A 20,076-nucleotide genomic window follows, 5' to 3' on the forward strand; every position below is an offset into this window, starting at 1 on the left:
TGCGTCGCCATCCCGTTTTTTTCGGTGATCAGCGCGATGGGTCAGGTCACCCTCTCCAACATCCGCCGATGGCCGATCAATCGCGCCCAGCGCGTGCCGAGATCCGCCCAGCACAGGTACGCCGCTTCGCCCGCCAGCCGCCACAGCGTGCGGGGGCCGAAGCGCAACTCCGGTTCGGCCGCGCACAGTTCCCAGTCGAAGCCCAGTTGGCGCGCGAACAGCGCACATCGCGCCAGGTGGTAGCGGTTGCTGAGCAGGGTGACGCGCGTGCGCATGCCGTCGCCCAGCAGCTGGCGCGCGTTGCGCAGGTTCTGCAGCGTGTCGCGCGAGCGCGACTCCAGTTGCAGCGGAATATCACGGGCGAAGCCGCGCGCGTGCAGGCCATTGCGGGCCACTTCGGCTTCGCTGGCTTCGCCCTGCGCGCCGCCGCCCAGGAGCACCAGGCTGCGTCGCGGCATGTGCTGCCATAGCGACACCGCGCGATCCAGGCGCGCGGCGAAGTCGCGGTCGATGCGGCCGCCGGGCGCATCCTTGCCGAACAGCAGCACGCACTCGCCGCCCACGGGTTCGCACGGCGCGCGCCGGGCCACGCGCACGACATGGACGAGGTAGCCGACGTACACCAGGCCCGCGCTCAGCACGCACGCCGACAAGGCCACCGCGCCGGCATGCAGCACGTCGCGGTCGATCGCGAGGGAGATTCGATGGGAGGTGCGGCTGCTCATGGCGGGTACGGTGCTGGTCGGAACGGCGTTCGCGCGTCCCTGCCACAGGATAAATCCACGCACCCGTTCGCGGTGCCTCCGGTGAGCGCTGGCTATACTCCCGCGCCTGTCATTGAGGAGTTTCGCGTGTCGCCGATGTCGTCGCATGTCCGCCCGCCGCCGATGGCGCCGCTGGCGATCCGCGCGTACACCGCCACCACGGCGCTGGGCCGTGGCCGCGACGCCCAGCTCCAGGCCCTGCGGGAACGCCGCGGTGGCCTGCGCCGCAACGACCTGCCCGTGCTGGCCCCGGGACACACCGCGCTGGACTGCTGGATCGGCCGCGTCGACGGCCTCGAAGCCGCCGCGTTGCCACCTGAATGGGCTGAATGGGAATGCCGCAACAACCGCCTCGCCTGGCTGGCGCTGCAGCAGGACGGCATGCGCGAAGCGGTCGCGGCCGCCGCCGCGCGCCACGGTGCCGAACGCGTGGCGGTGGTGATCGGGACGTCCACCGCCAGCATCGGCGCCACCGAGGAGGGCTACGCCCGGCTCGAGAACGCCGCCATGCCCGCGGACCTGCAGTTGCCGATGGTGCACATGCCGCACTCGCCCGGCGCCTTCGTGCAGGCCATGACCGGGCTGCGCGGTCCGTGCGTGACCGTGGCGACCGCGTGCTCATCCAGCGCCAAGGTGTTCGCGCAGGCCTCGCGGCTGATGGCGGCCGACCTGTGCGATGCCGCGCTGGTCGGCGGCATCGACACGCTGTGCGGCAGCGTGCTGTTCGGCTTCAACTCGTTGCAGCTGGTGTCCGCGGATCCATGCCGGCCGTTCGATGCGGCGCGCGACGGCCTGTCGCTGGGTGAAGCCGGCGGCTACGCCCTGCTGGAACGCACGCACGACGGCGACACCGCGCTGCAGTTGCACGGCTACGGCGAGTCCAGCGACGCGCACCACATGTCCACGCCGCATCCGCAGGGCCTGGGCGCACAGCTGGCCATGCGCGATGCGCTGGCGCGCGCGGGCGTCGAGCCGGCCGACATCGACTACCTCAACCTGCACGGTACCGCGACGCCGGCCAACGACAGCGTGGAGGCGCTGGCGGTCGCGGCGTTGTTCCCCGACTCGCTGCACGCCAGTTCCACCAAGGGCTGGACCGGCCACACCCTGGGCGCGGCGGGCATCGTCGAATCGGTGATCGCCCTGCTCGCGCTCGAGCACGGCGAACTGCCCGGCATCCTCAACAGCGACACGCCCGACCCCGCCTGTGGCCCGCAGATCCGTTTCGCCAACGCGCGCCGCGACATCGCGCTCGCGATGAACAACTCCTTCGGCTTCGGCGGCAACAACTGCTCGCTGGTCTTCGGCCGGCCGCGCGCATGAAGCCACTGCGCGCAACGATCGAAGGCATCGGTTTCTGGGCCGGCGGCTTGCCGTCATGGACGGCGGCGCGCGCGTATGCGAACGGCGGCGTCCTCGTCGCCGATGCCCCCGTGCGGCCCGCACCGCAACTGCTCGCCGCCAACGAACGCCGCCGCGCCCCGGAAACCGTCGCCGTCGCCCTCGATGTCGCGCTCGCCGCCTGCACCGCGGCGGGACGCGAACCGGCCGCGCTGCCATCGGTGTTCGCGTCGGCGCACGGCGACCTCGCCATCACCGACTACATGTGCACGACGCTGGCCAGCGATCCGCGCAGCGTGTCGCCCACGCGCTTCCACAACAGCGTGCACAACGCGGCCGCGGGTTACTGGACCATCGGCGCCGGCGCCATGCAGCCGGCCACCGCGATCAGCGCCGGCGATGCCAGCTTCGCCCAGGCCCTGATCGAGGCTCTGGCGCAGCTCGAGAGCGGCAGCGACGCGGTGCTGCTGGTCGCCTACGACAGCGCTTCCGTGGGTCCGCTCAGGCAGGTCACGCCCAGCCAGGGCCTGCTCGGCGCTGCGCTGGTGCTGTCGCAGCACGAGCGCGCGGGCGCCCCGGTACTGTCGGTCGAACTGGGCGCCGGCGGCACGACGCGCGGCACCGGGCCGTTGGCGCGACATGCCGAAGGCAATGCGATGGCGCCGATGCTGCCGCTGTTCGATGCACTCGCCCTCGACGGCATCCGTGATATTCCAGATACCGCGATACTCCCGGCCGGCCCCGGCCGCGCCCTCACCGTCAGGATCCACTGGTGATCGATCGAAGCAATATCCATATCGTGATTCCCGCCCTCAACGAGGCGTTGCGCATCCGTGGCGTGGTCGAAGCCGCGTTGCGCGAATGCCCCAACGTCATCGTGGTCGACGACGGCTCCGACGACGGCACCGGCGAGCGGGTCGCCGACCTGCCGGTGACCGTGTTGCGCCATGCGCAGCGCATGGGCAAGGGCGCCGCATTGCGCGACGGTTTCGCCGAGGCATTGCGGCGCGGCGCACGCGGCGTCATCACCATGGACGGCGACGGCCAGCACGATGCCGCCGACATTCCGCGCCTGATCGCGGCGGCGAATGCCTATCCCGACCACATCGTCATCGGCGCACGCCTGCGCAAGCGCGCCTCGCAGCCGGCCTATCGCCGCCTCGCCAATGAATTCGGCGACTGGGGCATCTCCTGGGGCTGCGGCTTCCTCGTTGCCGACACCCAGAGCGGCCAGCGCTTCTATCCGGCCAGCGTGGCGGCGCTGCGCGACGTGCCGGGCGAGGATTTCGTGTACGAAGCGCAGATCCTGATCACCGCGTCACGCCGCCTCGGCGTGCGCTGCGTGTCGGTACCGATCGAATCGCGCTACCAGGGCGCGGAACCCGAGGGCCCGCAGTTCCGCAAAAGCCACTTCCGCCCGCTGCGCGACCTGTACCGGATCACTTCGCACGTGGTGAAGCAGGTGTGGAACTACGGCAACGTGGTCCGCGAGTACCGCATCACGCGCGCGCACCCGCCGGTGATCCACGATCCCAGCGGGGAGTTCGCCAAGCTGCCGCTGGAGCGCGCTTCGCGTAGCGCTTGACTGGGGCCGCGCCGCGACGGCTTCGGCTGCAAGCTCCTACGCATCCAGCCCCATCAACAGCAGACCGCATGCGATCAGGTTGCTGGTCGCATGCGCGACCACCGGCGCCCACAAGGTGCCGGTGCGACGATAGAGCCAAGCGAAGGCAGCGCCCATCAGGGTGTAGATGAGCAACAGCAACGCCAGCGCCCCGCCCCGATTGCCGCTCAAACCCGGCGGCTCGTGCGTGAGCGCAAAGGCGATCGAGCTCAACAGCAGCCCCAGCCATGGCCGGCCCGCGGCCCACAGGCGGCCAAAAAGCACGCGCCGGAACAGCAGTTCTTCATAGGCTGGCGCCAACAGCACCGCGAACACGAACAAGAGCAACGGGCGGCTGGCGATCTCCTTGATCATCGCGATATTGCTCGCCTCCATCCGCAAACCACTGCGCTGGGCGAGCCAGGCGACCAATGCGCCACCGAGGGCCGTCGCAAGGCCGACGATCACTGCCCACAGCAAAGTGCGCGCACGCCGCGCTGCGATCGCCGATGCGATACGTTCGGCTGCACTGGCACGGCGACGCCAGAAGTAGAGCAGCACAGCCGTCGGCGGGTACGCCAACAGAACTATCCATAGCATGGCCATGCCGCCTGGCATGCCCAGCTGCGATGCCACTTTCGAAGGATCCACCGCGCCTTGGTGCTCGATACTCAACTGCACCGTGCGAGCCGCCGCCCACCCCACCAGCCCTACCAGGCTGAGCCCCTGCGACAACACGATGGCCAGCAGCGCGTCCAGCCCGAAGTGCGCTAGCGGCTTCCAACCTTGTTCACGTGTGTCGACGGGCAAAAGCGGGGGCGTTGCATGAGTGGAAGCGTCGATGGTCATCGGCAGGTCGTTGCGGATTGAGCGACGACGTTCCCATGCCATCCAGCGTCCGTCCAGAGCAATTCGAGCAACGCCGGGGTCGCAATTTACGAACAACCCTTACGACCATAGTGAGCACCCCTGAGTCACCGCTCCGTGGCTGCAGCCATTTCGCGGCTCGTGTGGCGCATCACCTCGCACGTGATGAAGCAGGTGTGGGATTACGGCAACGTCGTGCATGAGTACCGCATCACGCGCGCGCATCCGCCGGTGATCCACGATCCCGGCGGTGGGTTCGGCACGGTATTCGACGCGACGCGGATGCCGCGCGCCGGTTGAGCCGCGTCAGGGCTTATGCGGGGGCGGGGGTGGCGGCGGAGGCGTTGTCGGCGGCGCGGGCGTGGCCGGCAAGGTCGGCACATCGGCCGGATCGACCCAGATCGCCATCGCACTCGCGTGCTTGGGCGACGGGCTGATGTTGAAGCCGACGCCGACGCCCGTGCTGCTGCTGTGTCCGTAGTTGGAGCTGCCGACACCGACGCCGACACTGCTGCCGCTGTACACGTTGCCGTGGCCTTCCAGCAGCACGCCGTTGGCGCCGAGCTCGGCCGCGGACTTGCGCAGGTTGGCGAGCACCTCGTCCATCTTTTTCTGCTCGCCATAGGTGAACCCGCCGCTCTGCGTCTCCAGCATCGCGATCTCCTGGTAGTGCGGCGGCGGCTGGGAATAGATGCGGACCTGGTCGGGCGTGATCGGCGCGCGGGTCTGGCCGACCATGACCTTGGACGTGCTGGCACAACCGGTGAGTGCGGCCAGCAGGAGGAGCAGGGACAGGATGCGCATGGCGGGATTCTCGTGGCTCCGGATCCCTGAAGCCTGCACCCATTGGCGTGAATGGTCCAGCACGCGGCCGCTGGCCCGGTCGTGGCTAGCCCATGCCGCCGTTGATGCCGATCACCTGGCCGTTGATGTAGCCGGCGGCATCTGAACAGATGAAGGCCACCAGGTGCGCCACTTCCTCAGGGGTGCCGGCGCGGCCGGCGGGCACCATCTGGCGGATCGTTTCGGCCGGGAACAGCTCCGACGTCATCCGCCCCGCGATCACGCCGGGCGCGACGACATTGGCGGTGATGCCGCGCGACGCCATCTCGCGCGCCAGCGATTTGGTCGCCCCGTGCAATGCCGACTTGGCGGCGGCGTAGTTGGCCTGGCCGCGGTTGCCGAGCACGGCGGCCACGCTCGACACGCTCACGATGCGGCCCCAGCGGGTGCGCGCCATCGGCAACAGCAGTGGCTGGGTGACATGGAAGAAGCCGTGCAGCGACACGTCGATCACGCGCTTCCATTGCTGCGCGGTCATGCCCGCCAGGGGCGCGTCGTCGTGGATGCCTGCATTGTTGACGATGATCTGGACCGGCCCGGTTTCGAGCAGCGCATCGATCGCCGCACGGCTGGCGTCGGCGTCGGTGACGTCGAAGGCCACGGCGTCGGCAGTGCCACCGGCGGCGCGGATCGCGGCGGCAACCTCTTCCGCGCGGGCGAGATTGCCGTGCGCATGCACGATCACGTGGATGCCCGCGGCCGCGAGTTGCATGCAGATCGCCGACCCCAGGTCGCCGCTGCCCCCGGTGACCAGCGCGCGCTTGCGGATCTCATTCATGCCGTGTCTCCGTGCAGCATCACCGCGGCCCGCCCCTCTGCGATCAGGGCGCCGGCATGGGTGATGCGGAATGCGTACTGCTGGCTGTGCTCGCTCTCCGCGAGCGGCTGCGCCTCGCACTCGATGGCCCCGGCGAGGTCATCGATGCGCGCCACGTGCAGGTGGATCCCGCGCAATGCGACCAGCATGCCCGCCCTGGCAACGCCAGCGCCCGCGCGGGCACGCAATCCGCCGTGCACCGCCATCGCCTGCGCGCCGTATTCGCACAGATGCACGGCATGCAGCCGGCCACCGCTGCGCAACGGGTGCGCGGGGTCGCGATGACCGTGCGCACGCAGGTGGACGCGTGCGTCATCCCAGGCGACGACTTCGTCCCACAGGCACATCGCGCCCTGGTGCGGAATCAGCGCCTGGATGTCCGCGCGGCCGATCATGTGTTGAACGCTTTCCGCGTCGCCGGCTGCCGCACCAGCAGCAGGGCCAGGACGAAGTTGCAGACCACGCCCAGCGCCACCGTGCTGCCGATCGCGCGCAGCACGGGAATCGAGGAAAGCGCCAGCAACGCGAACACCAGCAGCGTGGTGAGGCTGCAGACGATGATCGCGTGCAGGGTGCGCAGCTGCTCGGCGTGGTCGTCGCCGGCGTGGTCGAAGAACAGCGCGTAATCGAGGCCGAGGCCGGCCGCGAGGATCAACGCGACCAGGTGGAACAGGTTGAGCTCGACACCAAAACCGCGCAGCACGGCGAGGATGAGCAGCGTGGTCAGCACCATCGGCGAGAGCACCCGCAGCACGCGCTGCGGCTGGCCCAGTGCGATCCAGACCGTGATGATCAGCAGCACCCACGCCAGCGCCAACGCCAGCAGCACGCGTTCGCGGTAAGCGGCGACCAGCGATTCGGAGGCCTGCTTGAGATCGAGCAGCGCCGCGCCGTGCTCTTTGGCCACCCGCGCCACGGCGGCCGGATCTTTCAATCCATTCAGTGATACGAGTGCCGTGGCGTGGTCGGTGTGTTCGAGCAGCAGCCCGCCGATGGCGGCCGCCAGCGGTGTGCCATCGAGATCATGGGGCGCCAGCGGCGGCGCCGTGCGCGCGGTCTCGACATCGTCGACGAAGCCGTCGAACGCGTCGGCCGTGAACGCACTGCCGGCGACCGCGCCGTTGAAGGCGCGCTGCAGCTCGCTGCGTTCGGGCAGCCTGGCCTGGCGCGCACGCTGCATCGCCTGGCTGGGCAGGTAGCGCGCGGCGGAATCGAAGCCGGCGATCGCGCCGTCCGCGCGCAACTTGGCCAGCGCAGGCTGCAGGCGTTCCAGCACCTGCAGTGCCACTTCGGCATTGCGTGCTTCCACCGCGACGAGGTAACGCACGTCGGGTGCGCCGAGTTCGCCGCGCAACTGCGCATCGCGCGCGAGCGCGGGCGCCGGCACGGGCGTGAGGCGCGACAGGTCGTTCTGCCAGAACGGGCCCGGCGCCCACCAGGCGATCGCGATCGCGGCGGCGGCGAGCAGGTAATACGCGGGGCCGCTAAGGCGCGGCCAGCGCGCGAAGCGCTCCCACAACCCGGCCAGGCGCACGGAGTCGGCGGCGTCGCGCGGCGTGGGGTCGATCAGGCCCGGCAACAGGAAGCGCGTGGTCAGCGCGGCCACGCCGAGGCCGGCGATGGTGAACACAGCCAGCTGCTTCAAGCCGTCGACCCCCGACACCAGGAAGGTGAAGTAGGCGATGCAGGTCGATGCCACGCCGGTGCCCAGCGTCGGCCACAGCGCGCGCGCGCTCGCCCACGGCGACAGGCCGGCGCGCTGGTGCGAGAACAGGTGGATCGGATAGTCCTGGGCGACGCCGATCAGGGTGAAGCCGAAGGCGATGGTGATGCCGTGCACGCCATCGAAGAAAAAGGTGACTGCGGCCAGTCCCGCCAGGCCACCGCTCGCCAGCGGCAGGCCGCCGAGCAGTGGCGCCTTCCAGCTGCGGTACGCCAGCCACAGCAGCAAGGCGAAAATCACGCTGTCGATGGTGCCGATCCAACCGGCCTCCTTCGCGGTGCGGCCGCCGATCTCCACCGAGAACGCACCCGGGCCGCTGAGGGTGAGGCGGCTGCCGCTGTTGCCGGCCACCTCGGCGAAAGCGGCGCGGATCGCATCGACCGCGGCCTGCTGGCCCTTGGGGTCGAAACCGGCGGCGCGCGTTTCGATCGCCAGCAGCGCTTCGCGCCCGGCCCGGTCGAACCAGACCCCGTGCAGGCGCTGGGGCGCGTTCGCGGGTTGCCAGGCTTCCGCGAGCTTGATCGTTTCCAGGGTGGGATCGCGCGGCAGCAACGGCTCGACCAGTGCCGCCGCGGGCGACCCCAGGTCCTGCACGCGCTGGCCGAGTTCGGCGCTAAGGAAAGAGCGGTCGAAGCGATGCGTGTCGACGGTATCGGAGAGCAGGTAGCGGTACGGACGCAGGCCCTCGGGAATTGCTTCAAGGCCGGAATCGCCGCCGTTGGCGACCAGCTTGAACTGCGGTTGCGGCAGGAGCCGTTCGCGCAGCGCCGAAGACTGCATCGCGAGCGTCTGCGCATCGCTGCCGGACAACGCCACCAGCAGCAGGCGCGAACCCGGGCCCTCGCCCAGCTCGTCGATCAACAGCTTCTGCGCGCGGGTTTCCGCGGCCGGCATGAACTTGCGCAGGTCGCCACTGAGCTCGACGCGGCTGCCGAGCCACCAGCCGGCGAGCGCCAGCACCACCAGCCACAGCAATGCCAGCGTCAGGCGCGAACGCGGCGTCATCGGCGGCAGTTTCATTGCGCTTTGGCGCCGCCGTAGCACAACGTCGCCAGCGCACCGGGCGCGAAGACGGTTCCGGCCGCGCGCGCGGCGCCGGCGAGGAGGGTGCGCTGGGATTCGCCATTGACCGGCTGGGTTTCGATGCAGCGCAATTCGGAGCCGCTGCCATACAGCGTGACCGCCTCGAGCTTCTGCAGCACCAGAGGATCCTTGGGCGTAAGCGTCAACGTCCAGCGCTGGCGCGTGCCCTGGGTGTCGAGGCGGTAGTGCTGTTCGAGCAGGTGGCGATCGCCGGAGAGCAGCGCGCCGAAGCTGGCCTGCAGCGCCGCCATCTCCGGCACGCGCGCCAGCGAGAAGCGGCGCGGCGTCTTGCCTTCGCGGGCGATCTCGACCTCACCGGCGCGGATAGTGGTGGTTTCCGCATAGGGCACGGCGACCTTGCGCACCAGCGTGTCGGCGTCCGGACGCAGGTATTCGCCCTGCAGGCGCAGGGGCTTTTTCAGCAGTTTCGACCCGCGCAGTTCGACGAAGGACGTGTGCGCCGGCGGCGGCTGCACGAGCCGGGCGAGGATCCAGTCGCTGTCGGCGGCTGCCGGCTCAGGAGAGGCGGCGTACAGCGGCGCCATCATCGCCTGCAGGAGCACGACCATGCCCAGGGTTTTCATCGTGGACGGTAGTCGCGTCATGGGTCTGCCAGAAGTCGTAGAAATTGAACCAGTTGTACGGCGCGCGCCGCGCATGATGCTGCAGCCGCGTCGCGTAAGTCTGCACGAGGCCGGACAGGGCCTGGGGGCGTTCATGGCGGGGCAGGGAAAGCCCGTCGCTGAGCGGCTCGAAGACCAGCTCGTAGCGGTTGCCGCCCCGGTACAGGCCGAAGGCCAGCGTGACGGGCACGTGCAGGACGCCGGCGATCAGCCATGGCGCGGCGGGAAAGCGCACCGTGTCGCCGAGGAATTCCGCGCTGACCGTGGCCTCGTTCGCGACCGCGCGATCGGCCAGCATCGCCACCAGCGCGCCCTGGTCGAGCGCTTCCTTCATCGCCAGCACGATCGCGGGACCGGGTTGGCCCGCGTCGATGATGTCGCGCGCCAGCTCGGGATTCAGCGTGTCCAGCAGCTGTTGCATCGCCGGGTTGTGGCCCTTGTCGAGCAGCACGCGCACGCGCACGTCCGGCCGCCGCGTGGCGAGCGCGCGCAGCGCGTCGAAGCTGCCAAGGTGCGAACCCAGCACCAGCACGCCCTGGCCGCGTTCGAGTTGCGCCTCCAGCCCGGCCAGGCCCGTCACCGTGAAATCGAAGCGCTGCAACTGGCCGCTGAGCAGGAACACGCGGTCGAGGATGGTCGAAGCGAAGGTATGGATGTGCCGCGCGACATGCAGCAGGTTCGGCCGCACCGCCAGGACGCGGCGCAGGTAGGCGCGCGAGGCGCGGCGTTCGGGTCCCCGCAGCATCAGGAAGTACGCCGTGATCGGCCACAGCAGGCTGCGCGCGACCAGACGGCCGCCGCCGCGCGCGATGGCGCGGATCAGCCAGATGGCGGCAAAACCACCGCCTTCGGGACGCTGCTTCCAGTCCGCCGCGTTCATGCGTCCACCACCACGTCTACCACCACATCCCCGGTCGCCAACAGCAGGTCGCCGCGCAGGATGCGGAAACGCCAGCGCGGCGCTGTCCCTTCGAGTTCGATGCGCGCTTCCTCCCCAGGCAGCAGCGGTTGCAGGAACTTTACCTGCGGCAGGCGCAACGGGCCGAGTGGTCCGTGCGCGGTTTCTATGGCGCTCACCACGCGATCGAGCAGCAGCACGCCCGGCACCAGCGGGCGGCCGGGGAAATGGCCGGGCAGGCTCGGATGGTCGTGGGGAATGGTGAAGCGCATGCGCGAATTATGGCGGTTGCCGGCGGACCGCACCGGGTCACCCGCTCCGCAGGCGCGCTAACGCAGGAATCCCTGCCAGAACTCCGGTCCCAGCCGCGCCATCTTGTGCATGAAATCGGCAAAGTTGCGGTAGGGCCGTTCCTCCTTGAAGAAACGACCACGCAGCAGGTATTCGCCGACGAAGAAGGTCCCGACCACGCCGTAGTTGATGAGGTTGGCGAGCATCAAACCCTGCTCGCGCGCGATGCCCCATGCCGGCGCATGGCTCAGCCGTGCCAGCACGCCGCCGGGCACCTCGGCAAAGGCGAGCACGCCATTGACCACCGCCAGCATGCCCAGCAAAAGCGCCCACGCCGCGGTGAGCCGGCGCGTATAGCGCAGCAGGTCGGCCGGAAGGTCCTGCGCGGGCCGCTCGTGTATCGCAGCCACTATCCGGGTGATCAGCGCCTCGCGCGGCAGGCGCAGGCTGCGGCCAAACAGCCACGCCAGCGTCGCCAGGATCAGGACCGGCGGCGCCAGCAGCAGCAACTGCGGGATTTCCGTGCGGGCCAGGGCATGCAGGCCCGCCGCGAGCAACGCGGCCAGTCCCCATGCCCAAGCGCGCGGGCGTAGCAAGGGCCCGACCAGGAAAACCAGGATCAGGTCGCCCAGGGCCAGCGCCGCCGCGTCGCCGCTGCCGGCGCGCGTCGCCCAGAAGGCCAGCGGCGGGTAGGCGAGCGCGAACACCGTCCGCGCCACGACTGAACGGTTCATGCGTTGGGCCGGGTTGTGATGGGCAGGCCCGGTCAGGCCGCCTTGTTGTGCTCGATATGCGCCGACAGCGCGCGCAGCGACCCGAAGATGCGGCGATTCTCGTCGTTGTCCGAACGCAGCTGGAAGCCGTATTTCTTCGAGACCGCCAGCGCCAGTTCCAGGGCGTCGATCGAATCCAGCCCCAGGCCCTCACCGAACAAGCGCGCCTCCGGATCGATCCCGGCGGGATCGGTGCCTTCGAGATTCAGGCTCTCGACCAGCAACTGGGCCAGTTCGGCTTCGGCAGCGGTCTGGGCGGAGGTGAGCATTTCAGACATCGGTAAATCCGGGCAATACAGGTACGGGGGCGCAACGATCCAGCATCGCGCCCCGTGGTGCAAGCCTCGCCTTGACGGGCACCGACTATCATGACCGGATGACCGATCCCCATTCGCCCGACGCCCGCTCCGCGGCCCCCCGCCAACAGGCCACGGACGCCGCCAGCGATGCCCACGTGCTGGGTCACGTAGTGGAAACCGACGTCCTGGTGATCGGCGGCGGACCCGCCGGCACCACCGCCGCTACGTTCCTCGCCCGCCAGGGCTGGAAGGTGCTGCTGCTGGAAAAGGACCACCACCCCCGCTTCCATATCGGCGAATCGCTGCTGCCGATGAACCTGCCCATCCTCGAGCGCCTGGGCGTGCTGGAGCAGGTCCACGCGATCGGCACCTTCAAGGCCGGCGCGGATTTCCCGCTGGCGTGCCGCAATCCCGACGGGACGGACTACAACACCTTCCGCTTCGACCGCGCGCTCAATCCGGTCTTCCCGCACGCCTACCAGGTGCACCGCGAGGAATTCGACCAGTTGCTGTTTGCCCATGCCGGGCGCTGCGGCGTCGACGCCCGCGAGGGAGTGAAGGTCGAGCGCATCGAATTCGGCGCGGACGACCGCCCCGAGCGCGTGCATGCGCGCAGCGAGGATGGCGCCGCCCTGGAAGTGCGGCCGCGCTATGTGATCGACGCCAGCGGCCGCGACACCTTCCTCGGCAACCGCTTCAAGCTCAAGCGCAAGAACGAGAGGCACCAGTCGGCCGCGATATTCAGCCACTTCGACGGCGTGCAGCGTCGCCCCGGCGGCGATGACGGCAACATCACCGTGCAGCGCTTCGCCCACGGCTGGATGTGGCTGATCCCGCTGCCGCGCGGCGTGATGAGCATCGGCGCGGTGTGCTTCCCGTCCTATCTCAAGCAGCGCCGCGGCGAGAGCGAACGCTTTCTCATGGACACCCTGCTGGGCGAACCGCAGGTCGCGGCACGCATGCAGGGCGCGACGCGCGTCGCCCCGGTGCACGTGACCGGCAACTACGCCTACAGCTGCACGCGCATGGCGGGGCCCGGCTGGCTGATGGCCGGCGATGCCTATGCGTTCGTCGATCCGATCTTCTCCTCCGGCGTGTACCTGGCGATGGACAGCGCCGAGCAGGCGGCGAAGGTCGTCGACGGCGCGCTGCGCGAACCGGCGCGCGAAGCCGCGCTGCAGGCGGCGATGGCCCGGCGCATGGTCCGCGGCCTGCGCTGGTTCCAGTGGTTCATCTATCGCTTCAACACGCCAGTGATGAAGCACCTGTTCAACAACCCCCGCAACGCCTGGCAGGTGGAACAGGCGGTGATCTCGATGCTGGCGGGCGATGTCTTCGACAACCCCGCGGTGGTGCGACGACTGCGCCTGTTCCGGGTGATCTATGCCCTGACCGCGTTGCAACAGATGCCCAGCGCATTGCGCGGCTGGCTGCGGCGCCGGCGCGCGGCGCGCGAAGCTTTCAGCGGCGACACCCTGCAGCAGGGCAATCCATGAGCGCAGTGGAACCGCTGGTGCTGCCTTCGCACCTCCACATCGGCTACACCGATGCGACCGCTGAAGCCTTGCTGGCCGCGCCGGACACGCTCGCCGTGATCGGCTTTGGCGACGGCGCCCCCGCCCATGACGACCCGCGTTACCTGCGCGTCGCGTTGCAGCCGCACGGCGCGGCGCCGCTGGAGCACTGGCGTGCGCACGGCCCGGTCGCGCGCGGCCGCGACGCCGGCGTGGCGTGGGCGGAAGACGGCGCGCTGCAGTTCGGTGCCATCGAACTGGACGAGGACGAAGGCGACATCGAGGCCGCCGCGAGCGCCGCCTACGCCAGGCTGGGCGCGTTCACGCAGGCGCGCGGTTACCCGCACCTGCTGCGCGTGTGGAACTACCTCGACGGCATCACCCATGGCGACGGCGACGCCGAGCGCTACCGCATCTTCTGTGTTGGCCGCGCGCGCGGGCTGGGCGAATTCGATCCGCAGGCGCTGCCGGCGGCCACCGCGATCGGCCACTCGAGCGCGGCCGGCGCGCAACGCCTGCAGGTCTACTGGCTGGCAGCGCGCACGCCGGGCACGCCCCTGGAGAATCCGCGCCAGATCAGCGCCTACCGTTACCCGCGCCAGTACGGCCCGCAGCCGCCGAGCTTTGCCCGCGCGATGCTGCCGCCCGGCACGGTGATGCCGCTGCTGATCTCCGGTACCGCGGCAATCGTCGGCCATGAATCGCGCCACGCCGACGATATCGGCGCGCAGCTGGATGAAACGCTGGCCAACCTCGACAGCCTCATCGCCGCCGCACATGCGCGCCGTCCCGAGCTGCCGGCGCGCATGGGCGCGGGCACGCAGTTGAAGGCCTATGTGCGTGATCGCGCCGACCTCGACATCGTGTCGGCATTGCTGCGCGAGCGAGTCGATCCAGGCGTGCGCTTCGTGGTCCTGCACGCGGCGATCTGCCGCCGCGAGTTGCGGGTGGAGATCGACGGCGTCCACGACACCGTCGGCTGAGCACGCGCCGCTGAGCACGCGCCGGCGCGAGCTACGCGTCGCGATACACGCATGGAGCAGCCGGATGGGCCATCGGTTTACTTGAAGCGGCGCCGCGGCAGCGCCATCTTGTGCGTATCGGCCGCGCCGCGGCCCGGGAGCAGGCAACCATGGGGCTGATCAGTGTGTTGTGGGGCATCCTCGCCCTGTGCTGGATGGTGCTGGCCCTGATACCGGTCATCGGCCTCACCAACTGGCTGCTGATTCCGTTTGCCGCGGTGGGCGCCATGATCGCGGCGATCGGCATCCTGTTCACCCGCAGCGAGAACCGCGGGCGCGCGAAGACGGGCCTGATCCTCAATGGCATCGTGATCGTGGTCGCCGCGATCCGCCTGAGCCTGGGCGGCGGGCTGATCTGATTGCTCCCTCCCCCGCGCGCGGGAGGGTGCCCCCATCCCGGCCTTCCCCCGCAAGCGGGGGAAGGAGCAAGCCACAAGTGCGCGAAGGAAAGACCACGGCCTGAGTGTGCGTCCCGCCTACGTCGCGGGACGCGCCGCCAGCAGTGCGCGCGTGTGCGCGTGCTGCGGTTGGCGCAGCACCTCGATGGTCGCGCCGGTTTCGACGATGCAGCCGGCATCGAGCACGGCGATGCGCTCGGCCACCGCGGCCGCGGCCGCGAGGTCGTGGGTGACGAACAGCAGCGCCAGCCCGCGCTCGCGCTTGAGCCGTGCCAGCAAGGCGAGGATGGCGGCGCGGTGGTGCGCATCCAGGGCGGAGACCGCTTCGTCGCAGACCAGCAGTTCGGGCGCGGTCGCCAGTGCGCGCGCGATCGCGATGCGCTGGCGCTGGCCGCCGCTGAACTGGTGCGGGTGGCGGTCGAGCATGTCCGCCTCAAGGCCCACCGCGACCAGCAGTTCCGCCGCCTTGGCGCGACGCGATGCGGCATCGCCACGACCGTGGATACGCAGCGGCTCGGCGATGATGTCGGCCACGCGCAGGCGCGGATCGAGCGAAGCGTAGGGATCCTGGAACACCACGCCCATGCGCGCCCGCAGCCTGCGCAGTTGCGCGCGGCCGAGCGTGGTCAGTTCGACGCCATCGAAACGCACGCTGCCGTGCGCGCCGCGCAGCAGGCGCAGCAGTACGCGGCCAAGCGTGCTCTTGCCGCTGCCGCTTTCGCCCACCAGGGCGAGGCCTTCACCGCGGCGCAACTCGATGGAGACGTCATGCAGGGCATCGCGCGGCGCGCGCGGATAGCGCAGGCGCAGGCGTTCGCCGCGCAACAGCACCGGCGCGGGAGTGTCCATCGCCGGCAACGGATCGAGGCGGTCGGCCGCCAGCAGTTCGCGCGTGTACGCGTGCCGCGGGTTGGCGAACACCGCACGCGTATCGCCCTGCTCGACCACCGTGCCGCGCTGCAGTACCAGCAGGCGCTGCGCGTACGCGCCCACCAGTGGCAGGTCGTGGCTGATCAGCAGCAGCGACAAACCTTCCTCGCGCCGCAGCGTGTCGAGCAGGTTGAGGATGTCGCGGGCGATGCGCGCGTCCAGCGCCGACGTCGGCTCATCCGCGACCAGTACGCGCGGTTGCGCCGCCAGCGCCAAGGCAATAGCGATGCGCTGGCGTTGGCCGCCGGAGAATTCGTGTGCGTACCGGCGCAGGGCCGCCGCGGGTTCGGGCAGCTGCACGCGAGCGAACAAGGCTTCGGCCTCGCGCCGCGCCGCGGCCCGCGACAGCCCCCGCAACACGCGCAACGTCTCGACCAGCTGGGCACCGACGCTGCGCAAGGGGTGCAGGCTGGCGAGCGGATCCTGCGGGACCCAGCCGAGCACGCGCCCGCGCAGCGCCGCGTGCTCAGGCGAGCCCAAGGCAATCGCGCGGTCTTCGTGCCGCAACTGCCCCCGTGCGCGTAGTCCGACGGGCAGCAACCCGAGCAGCGCCAGCGCGGTGAGGCTCTTGCCGCTGCCGCTTTCACCCACCAGGCCGAGGCATTCGCCGGCGTGCAACTGCAGTGCCAGCGCGTCGAGCAGCGACCGCCCGCCGGCCGCGATGGACAACCCGTCGATGGCGAGCACCGGCCTGCTCATGCCAGCCTGCTCATGCTCATGCCGCCGCACTCTCGCGTTCGACGCGCGCGGCGCCGCCGCTGTCACCGCGGCCGCTGTCACCGCGGATGTCCAGCCAGTCACGCAGGCCGTCGCCGAGGAACTGGAAGGCCGCCAGCGTCGCCACCAGGAACACCGCCGGAAACAACAGTGTCCACGGCGCGCTGTCGAGTTCCTGCACGCCTTCGCTCAACAGCGTGCCCCAACTCGCCGATGGCTCATCGACCGAGAGCCCGAGGAAGCCGAGGAAGCTCTCCACCAGGATCGCCTGCGGCAGGATCAGGCCGAGGTACACGAACGCCAGGGGCAACAGGTTCGGCAGCACGTGCCAGCGCAGGCGCTGGCCGAAATCCGCGCCGGCCGCCTGTGCGGCGAGCACGAATGGCGCCTCGCGCAGGCGCGCGGCTTCGGCGCGCATCACCCGCGCGAGGTCGATCCATACGTAACCGCCGATCGCCGCCAGCAGCAGTCCCAGCGAGCGCTCGAACAGCGTCAACAGCAGGATCACCACCAGCAGGAAGGGCAGCGCGCTGAAGACGTCGAGCACGCGCAGCAAGGCGCGCTCGACGCGGCCGCCGGCCAGTCCGGCGATCGCGCCGTAACCCAGGCCGATCACCAGTGCGACGATGCTGGAGAGCAGGCCGACGGTCAGCGACAAGCGTCCGCCGGCCAGCGTGCGGGCGAAGACATCGCGGCCGATCGCGTCGGTGCCGAACCAGTGCCCACCCACGCCGGGCCGCACCGACATCGCACCCCAGTCCGGCGTGTGCGGATCGAAGCGGGTCGCCAACGGTCCCAGCCAGCACAGCAGCGCCAGCACGGCCAGCGCGATCAGGCAGGTGCGCGCCAGCGGCGGCAGGGGACGGTAGCGGACGGGCATCGACGCCATCTTACGGTCTGCGCGTGGCCTGCCTGCCCGCGACGGCGCCGTCCCGCTTGATCGCGGTCATTGCCGGCGGGCCGTTACATCGGCACCCTGCCTCGTCCAGATGCGCAACCGGCATATGCAGATGAGGCATGACCGTTTCCGCCCAGCCGCGCGCATCGCCACTGTGTCCTTCCAACCCTGGTGATCTCCATGCCCGCACGTCCCACCACGTCCCTGCGCCGCACCCCGATGTTCGCCGCGCTCGCGTTCGTGCTGCTGCCCCTGCACGCCCACGCGGCCGAAGTCACGGTCGAAGAACTGGCTAAGCGCCTGCAGGTACTCGAGCAGCGCCTCGGCGTGACGGCGACCACCGCCGACAGCGCCGCCCTGGCCGACCTCGACCAGCGCCTGCGCGTGATCGAACGCAAGCTGGAACTGCAGGCCGAGGAGTCCGCCGCGAAGGCCGCCAAGGAACCGGTCGTGAGCCTCAGTCCCAAGGGCCTGTCGGTCAAGTCGCCGGCGAGCGATGGCATCGAGGTGAAGTTCAAGGCACTGGTGCAGGCCGACGGTCGCCTCTACCTGGATGACGAGCAGCTTCCGCAGAACGATACCCTTCTGCTGCGTCGCGTCGAGCCCACCATCGAAGGCACCTGGGGCCCGCTGCTTGGCTTCCGCCTGCAGGCGCAGCTGGCGGGCGACAGCGCCACGCTCAACGATGCCTACCTCGACCTGAAGTTCGATCCGCGCGCGACGCTGCGCGTGGGCAAGTACAAGCAGCCCTTCGGCCTGGAGCAGTTGCAGTCCGCCGGCAGCCTCGCCGCCATCGAGCGTGGCCTGCCCACCGAACTCACGCCGGGCCGCGATCTTGGCGTGCAGCTGCAGGGTGAATTCGCCGGCAGCACGCTGAACTACGCCGTCGGTGTGTTCAACGGCGTCGTCGATGGCCGCGACGCAGTCGCCTCCAACCCGGACAACGAATTCGAAGCCACCGCGCGCGTGTTCTGGGAGCCCTACAAGAACGCCGCCAATGCCTGGTCGGGCCTGGGCGTCGGCATCGCCACCAGCGTCAGCGACAACTTCGGCGCGGGCCCCAATTTCCTGCCGCGCTACCGCACGCCGGGGCAGGTGCAGTTCTTCGGTTATCGCGCCGAAGCCGCCGCCGACGGCCTGCACCGGCGCTGGTCGCCGCAGGCGTACTACTACAACGGCCCGCTCGGCCTGCTCGGCGAATACGTCACCTCCGAACAGGAAGTGCGCCTGATAGCCGGCGCCAGCGCCGGCCGTGTGGAGCACCTGGAGAACAACGCGTGGCAACTCAGCGGCAGCTGGGTCCTGACCGGCGAGGACGCCTCCTACCGCGGCGTCGCCCGGCCTAACCAACCGTTTACGACCGGTGCGGCAGGCTGGGGCGCGCTGGAACTGGTCGCGCGCTACGGAGAACTCGATGTCGACGACGACGCCTTCCCGCTGTTCGCCAATCCCGCCACGTCCGCGAGCCGCGCGCAGGCGTGGACCGTCGGCCTCAACTGGTACCTCACCCAGAACCTGAAGCTGGTCGCCAACTACAGCCAGACCACGTTCGAGGGCGGCGCCGCGGCCGGCGCCGACCGCGAGGACGAGAAAGCCTTCTTCACCCGCGCGCAGCTTTCGTTCTAGACACCCAAGGCCCCCCATGACCTCCCCCACGCTCCGCATGGCCCTTCGTTCCGCGCTGCTTGCCGCCGTCCTCATCGGCGGCAACGCGGTGGCGAAGGATGTCGAACTGCTCAACGTCTCCTACGACCCGACACGCGAGCTCTATTCGGAAGTCGACCGCGCCTTCGCCGCGCAGTGGAAGCAGGAAACGGGCGAAACCATCAACGTGCGCGCCTCGCACGGCGGTTCCGGCAAGCAGGCGCGCGCGGTGATCGACGGCCTCGAAGCCGACGTGGTCACGCTGGCGCTCGCCGCCGACATCGACGCGATCGCGGACAAGGGCAAGCTGCTGCCGGCGAACTGGCAATCGCGCCTGCCGCACAACAGCGCGCCTTATACCTCGACGATCGTTTTCCTCGTCCGCAAGGGCAATCCGAAGGGCATCAAGGACTGGAACGACCTGGCCAGGCCGGGCGTCGCCGTGATCACGCCGAATCCGAAGACCTCCGGCGGCGCGCGCTGGAACTATCTCGCCGCGTGGGCGTGGGCGTCGCGCGAGTACCGCGACGGCGGCAAGGTCGTCGACTACCTCACCCGCGTGTTCAAGAACGTGCCGGTGCTGGATACCGGGGCGCGCGGCGCGACCACGACCTTCGTCGAACGCGGCATCGGTGACGTGCTGGTCGCGTGGGAGAGCGAAGCGCTGCTGACGGTTTCGCAACCGGACACGCGCGGCAAGTTCGAAGTGGTCGTGCCATCGATCAGCATCCGCGCCGAACCGCCGGTGGCCTGGGTCGACAAGAACGTGGCCAAGCACGGCACGCGCAAGCAGGCCGAGGCCTACCTGCGCTTCCTGTATTCGCCGGAAGGCCAGCGCCTGGCCGCCAGGCATTTCTACCGACCGGCCGAACCCGACAAGGTCGACGCCGCCGAACTGGCGCGCTTTCCGAAGCTGCCGCAGGTGACGATCGACGAGGCCTTCGGCGGCTGGAAGAAGGCGCAGGCGGAGCATTTCGCGGACGGCGGTTTCTTCGACCGGATCTACCAGCCGAAGTGAGCCCCGTGCT

At 69.8% G+C, this 20,076-nt stretch carries 22 protein-coding genes; 9 read left to right on the plus strand and 13 right to left on the minus strand.

The window, feature by feature from the left end:
• Positions 1 to 41: 41 nt before the first annotated feature.
• Entirely contained in the window at positions 42 to 725 is a 684-nt protein-coding gene (locus tag ACYVGE_RS11345; protein ID WP_460729950.1) for a YdcF family protein, read from the minus strand.
• A gap of 162 nt (positions 726 to 887) precedes the next feature.
• Between ACYVGE_RS11345 and ACYVGE_RS11350 the strand changes: the two genes are divergently transcribed.
• From ACYVGE_RS11350 to ACYVGE_RS11360, 3 genes are read left to right on the plus strand one after another with little or no spacing between them, the layout of a single operon-like run.
• Positions 888 to 2,087, plus strand: a complete 1,200-nt coding sequence (locus tag ACYVGE_RS11350) for a beta-ketoacyl-[acyl-carrier-protein] synthase family protein (RefSeq protein ID WP_460730569.1) — start codon at positions 888 to 890, stop codon at positions 2,085 to 2,087.
• The gene (locus ACYVGE_RS11355) at positions 2,084 to 2,881 is read left to right on the plus strand and encodes a beta-ketoacyl synthase chain length factor (protein WP_460729952.1); all 798 of its coding nucleotides are present in this window, start codon (positions 2,084 to 2,086) and stop codon (positions 2,879 to 2,881) included. Before ACYVGE_RS11350 ends, ACYVGE_RS11355 begins: the two co-directional genes overlap by 4 nt.
• The gene (locus ACYVGE_RS11360) at positions 2,878 to 3,690 is read left to right on the plus strand and encodes a glycosyltransferase family 2 protein (protein WP_460729954.1); all 813 of its coding nucleotides are present in this window, start codon (positions 2,878 to 2,880) and stop codon (positions 3,688 to 3,690) included. Before ACYVGE_RS11355 ends, ACYVGE_RS11360 begins: the two co-directional genes overlap by 4 nt.
• Positions 3,691 to 3,726: 36 nt before the next feature.
• Here ACYVGE_RS11360 and ACYVGE_RS11365 read toward each other — a convergent pair whose 3' ends face one another.
• The gene (locus tag ACYVGE_RS11365; protein ID WP_460729956.1) at positions 3,727 to 4,557 is read right to left on the minus strand and encodes a lysostaphin resistance A-like protein; all 831 of its coding nucleotides are present in this window, start codon (positions 4,555 to 4,557) and stop codon (positions 3,727 to 3,729) included.
• A 135-nt stretch (positions 4,558 to 4,692) separates the two neighbouring features.
• On the opposite strand from ACYVGE_RS11365, the gene ACYVGE_RS11370 reads away from it, so the two are divergent.
• Complete coding sequence (locus tag ACYVGE_RS11370) at positions 4,693 to 4,875, plus strand: hypothetical protein (RefSeq protein WP_460729958.1); 183 nt, start codon at positions 4,693 to 4,695, stop codon at positions 4,873 to 4,875.
• A 6-nt stretch (positions 4,876 to 4,881) separates the two neighbouring features.
• Here the strand turns inward: ACYVGE_RS11370 and ACYVGE_RS11375 are convergent, their stop codons facing one another.
• The 9 genes from ACYVGE_RS11375 to ACYVGE_RS11415 form a co-directional block, all read right to left on the minus strand.
• Entirely contained in the window at positions 4,882 to 5,379 is a 498-nt protein-coding gene (locus tag ACYVGE_RS11375; protein ID WP_460729960.1) for a hypothetical protein, read from the minus strand.
• A gap of 85 nt (positions 5,380 to 5,464) precedes the next feature.
• Positions 5,465 to 6,196 (minus strand): 3-oxoacyl-ACP reductase FabG, encoded by a 732-nt coding sequence (fabG, locus tag ACYVGE_RS11380; protein WP_460729962.1) that lies wholly within the window; start codon positions 6,194 to 6,196, stop codon positions 5,465 to 5,467.
• On the minus strand, positions 6,193 to 6,630 hold the full coding sequence (locus ACYVGE_RS11385) for a phosphotransferase (RefSeq protein WP_460729964.1): 438 nt from the start codon (positions 6,628 to 6,630) through the stop codon (positions 6,193 to 6,195). Before ACYVGE_RS11385 ends, fabG begins: the two co-directional genes overlap by 4 nt.
• Positions 6,627 to 8,978: an MMPL family transporter gene (locus ACYVGE_RS11390; protein WP_460729966.1), complete on the minus strand. Its 2,352-nt coding sequence runs from the start codon at positions 8,976 to 8,978 to the stop codon at positions 6,627 to 6,629. Before ACYVGE_RS11390 ends, ACYVGE_RS11385 begins: the two co-directional genes overlap by 4 nt.
• Positions 8,975 to 9,610: a LolA-related protein gene (locus tag ACYVGE_RS11395; RefSeq protein WP_460729968.1), complete on the minus strand. Its 636-nt coding sequence runs from the start codon at positions 9,608 to 9,610 to the stop codon at positions 8,975 to 8,977. The genes ACYVGE_RS11390 and ACYVGE_RS11395 overlap by 4 nt, the downstream gene beginning before the upstream one ends.
• A complete protein-coding gene (locus tag ACYVGE_RS11400; protein ID WP_460729970.1) occupies positions 9,558 to 10,544 on the minus strand; it encodes an LpxL/LpxP family acyltransferase in 987 nt (328 codons plus the stop codon). Before ACYVGE_RS11400 ends, ACYVGE_RS11395 begins: the two co-directional genes overlap by 53 nt.
• Positions 10,541 to 10,834: a hypothetical protein gene (locus ACYVGE_RS11405; RefSeq protein ID WP_460729971.1), complete on the minus strand. Its 294-nt coding sequence runs from the start codon at positions 10,832 to 10,834 to the stop codon at positions 10,541 to 10,543. Before ACYVGE_RS11405 ends, ACYVGE_RS11400 begins: the two co-directional genes overlap by 4 nt.
• 57 nt (positions 10,835 to 10,891) lie before the next feature.
• Positions 10,892 to 11,587: a COG4648 family protein gene (locus ACYVGE_RS11410; RefSeq protein WP_460729972.1), complete on the minus strand. Its 696-nt coding sequence runs from the start codon at positions 11,585 to 11,587 to the stop codon at positions 10,892 to 10,894.
• Positions 11,588 to 11,619: 32 nt separating this feature from the next.
• Positions 11,620 to 11,895, minus strand: a complete 276-nt coding sequence (locus ACYVGE_RS11415) for a phosphopantetheine-binding protein (protein ID WP_310056185.1) — start codon at positions 11,893 to 11,895, stop codon at positions 11,620 to 11,622.
• A 107-nt stretch (positions 11,896 to 12,002) separates the two neighbouring features.
• Between ACYVGE_RS11415 and ACYVGE_RS11420 the strand changes: the two genes are divergently transcribed.
• The 3 genes from ACYVGE_RS11420 to ACYVGE_RS11430 all read left to right on the plus strand — a co-directional run bounded on the left by ACYVGE_RS11420 (position 12,003) and on the right by ACYVGE_RS11430 (position 14,820).
• Positions 12,003 to 13,421 carry an NAD(P)/FAD-dependent oxidoreductase gene (locus tag ACYVGE_RS11420; RefSeq protein WP_460729974.1) on the plus strand — a complete coding sequence of 473 codons (1,419 nt, stop codon included), beginning with the start codon at positions 12,003 to 12,005 and terminating at the stop codon, positions 13,419 to 13,421.
• Complete coding sequence (locus ACYVGE_RS11425) at positions 13,418 to 14,422, plus strand: chorismate transformation enzyme, FkbO/Hyg5 family (RefSeq protein ID WP_460729976.1); 1,005 nt, start codon at positions 13,418 to 13,420, stop codon at positions 14,420 to 14,422. The genes ACYVGE_RS11420 and ACYVGE_RS11425 overlap by 4 nt, the downstream gene beginning before the upstream one ends.
• 149 nt (positions 14,423 to 14,571) lie before the next feature.
• Positions 14,572 to 14,820 (plus strand): hypothetical protein, encoded by a 249-nt coding sequence (locus ACYVGE_RS11430; RefSeq protein ID WP_310054552.1) that lies wholly within the window; start codon positions 14,572 to 14,574, stop codon positions 14,818 to 14,820.
• 117 nt (positions 14,821 to 14,937) lie between these two features.
• Here ACYVGE_RS11430 and ACYVGE_RS11435 read toward each other — a convergent pair whose 3' ends face one another.
• Both ACYVGE_RS11435 and ACYVGE_RS11440 read right to left on the minus strand, forming a co-directional pair.
• Positions 14,938 to 16,488 (minus strand): dipeptide ABC transporter ATP-binding protein, encoded by a 1,551-nt coding sequence (locus tag ACYVGE_RS11435; RefSeq protein WP_460729978.1) that lies wholly within the window; start codon positions 16,486 to 16,488, stop codon positions 14,938 to 14,940.
• Between the two features lie 16 nt (positions 16,489 to 16,504).
• Positions 16,505 to 17,386: an ABC transporter permease gene (locus ACYVGE_RS11440; protein WP_460729980.1), complete on the minus strand. Its 882-nt coding sequence runs from the start codon at positions 17,384 to 17,386 to the stop codon at positions 16,505 to 16,507.
• Positions 17,387 to 17,584: 198 nt separating this feature from the next.
• Here ACYVGE_RS11440 and ACYVGE_RS11445 point away from each other — a divergent pair, with 198 nt between their 5' ends.
• Complete coding sequence (locus ACYVGE_RS11445; RefSeq protein WP_460729982.1) at positions 17,585 to 19,030, plus strand: OprO/OprP family phosphate-selective porin; 1,446 nt, start codon at positions 17,585 to 17,587, stop codon at positions 19,028 to 19,030.
• A 16-nt stretch (positions 19,031 to 19,046) separates the two neighbouring features.
• Positions 19,047 to 20,066: a sulfate ABC transporter substrate-binding protein gene (locus ACYVGE_RS11450; protein WP_460729984.1), complete on the plus strand. Its 1,020-nt coding sequence runs from the start codon at positions 19,047 to 19,049 to the stop codon at positions 20,064 to 20,066.
• Positions 20,067 to 20,076 lie beyond the last annotated feature (10 nt).

This window comes from Lysobacter rhizosphaerae, assembly GCF_054779795.1.